Source organism: Acinetobacter sp. YH12040 (genome assembly GCF_013420005.1).
GTDB lineage: Bacteria > Pseudomonadota > Gammaproteobacteria > Pseudomonadales > Moraxellaceae > Acinetobacter > Acinetobacter amyesii.
The window spans coordinates 1-1,210 of record NZ_VOZB01000038.1 but is presented as its reverse complement, the minus strand read 5'-3'; the positions used below and the strand labels follow the sequence as shown (position 1 = coordinate 1,210).

General features: G+C 39.7%; 1 protein-coding gene. It reads left to right on the top strand.

Annotated features, from left to right (window positions below):
• Nucleotides 1–85: 85 nt before the first annotated feature.
• The coding region (locus FTT99_RS16330) for an IS4-like element ISAbe18 family transposase (protein WP_180161690.1) at nt 86–1,210 on the top strand (1,125 nt) is incomplete at its 3' end.

Below are 1,210 nucleotides of genomic sequence, written 5' to 3'. Positions count from 1 at the left end.
ATAGTTTGCTTTAAATAAAAAAACCTGAGTCCTAACAGTTAAAATATGAGTGCAAACAAACACTTTAACGACCAGGATTCAGGTTTTGTCACATCAGAATACCGTATTTCATGAGCTAATTAAACCTGTTGTGCGACAGGATTTTGAACAACTTGCTAAAGTACACCATGTTGGACAGAAATTTAGAGCGGCTTCCCGGTGGGATCAGTTTATTGCCATATTGATGTCTCAATTCTCTTGTAGGCAAAGTCTGAGAGATATTCAATCCAATTTGGAGTGCCAACAGGAAAAGCTAAGTCATCTCGGAGCAAAGTCTATTCCCCGAAGCACGCTGGCACGAATCAATGAGCAGCAGCCTGCTGCCTTGTATCAACAGCTATTTTACAAGTTGCTTAAATACTATGACCACTCAAAAGTCGCTCATAAATTTCGCTTTAAGAATCCCTTGTATTCCTTGGATGCCAGTCATATTGACCTGTCGCTTTCCTTATGTGAATGGGCCAAAGTTCACGACTCAAAAGCCAGCATGAAACTCCGTATAGGATTGAATCACAGCAATGATATTCCTGAGTTTGTTGCAGTTGAAAATGGCAAAGAAAATGACATGGTACAAGGCCGCAAATTCCAGTTTCCTGCTGGCAGCATTGTAGTTTTTGATAAAGGCTATGTCGATTACCAATGGTATGCAAATCTGACTGCTCAAAACATTGGATTTGTCACACGTTTTAGGCCTAAATCTGTGTATCAGGTGATCCAGCAACATCCAGTGCTTGAATCCAAAGGTATTCTAAAAGATGAAACCATTCAGCTGAATAGCGCACATGCCCTAAAAAGAAAAGCCCCAGTGTTAAGAAGAATTGAATATAGAGATCAGCAAAGTGGCAAGCACTTTAGCTTTCTCAGCAATAACTTTCATTTAGCCGCCTCCACCATTGCGGCGATTTATAAAGATCGTTGGAAAGTTGAGCTGTTCTTTAAGGCGATTAAGCAGAATCTCAAATTAAAAGCGTTTCTAGGTCGCAGCAGGAACGCAATTCAGACACAAATCTGGATTGCGATGATCGCCTCTTTATTGGTGAGTTTCGCTCAACATTTAGGAAAAACAGGTTGGACAGTTCAACGTTTACTCAGAATAATTCAAGTGAATTTGTTTGAAAGAAGAACTTTAAAAGCTTTATTTTCACCCGATAAAATACCCATAAAACAAGAG